This window comes from Nitrosospira sp. NpAV (genome assembly GCF_000832065.1).
Taxonomy (GTDB): Bacteria; Pseudomonadota; Gammaproteobacteria; order Burkholderiales; family Nitrosomonadaceae; genus Nitrosospira.
Genome location: NZ_JXQM01000035.1, coordinates 1 through 459, shown reverse-complemented (window position 1 = coordinate 459; position 459 = coordinate 1). Strand labels below are relative to the sequence as shown.

Genomic DNA, 459 nt, shown 5'->3' with positions numbered 1-459 from the left:
GGAAAGGCCAATTTCCAAGAATTCCATACCGTTTACATTGACCCTAAGAGCTGGGAGCACTGGAAAAAAACAGGTAAATTTCGGGACGGCGCCATACTCATCAAGGAGATGACCAGTGTCGGCAGCAAGGCTGCAGCAAGCGGAAAGGGTTATTTCATGGGTGATTTCATTGGCCTGGAAGCGACAATAAAGAGCAAGCGCGAATTTCCCAATGAGCCCGGCAACTGGGGTTACTTCAGCTTCACTAACGAGGACCACAAATCCATAAAAAAGACCGCGAACCTGGAACCAACGGCGAATTGCAACGGCTGTCACGAGGCATCCGCGCAAGATGACTTCGTATTCACGCAATATTACCCTGTTCTCCGTGTTGGAAAGTCGAACCCGGAGAAGCGCGCATGATCGCGGATGGCTACCAGTTGTTGGCGGAACTCGGTGCGGTGGACGACACGGTGGACA

Annotated in this window: 1 protein-coding gene; it reads left to right on the top strand. The window is 51.9% G+C overall.

Annotated elements, in window-relative coordinates; translation table 11 throughout:
- The coding region (locus tag SQ11_RS14785) for a cytochrome P460 family protein (protein ID WP_041514965.1) at positions 1 to 402 on the top strand (402 nt) is incomplete at its 5' end.
- Between the last annotated feature and the right edge of the window lie 57 nt (positions 403 to 459).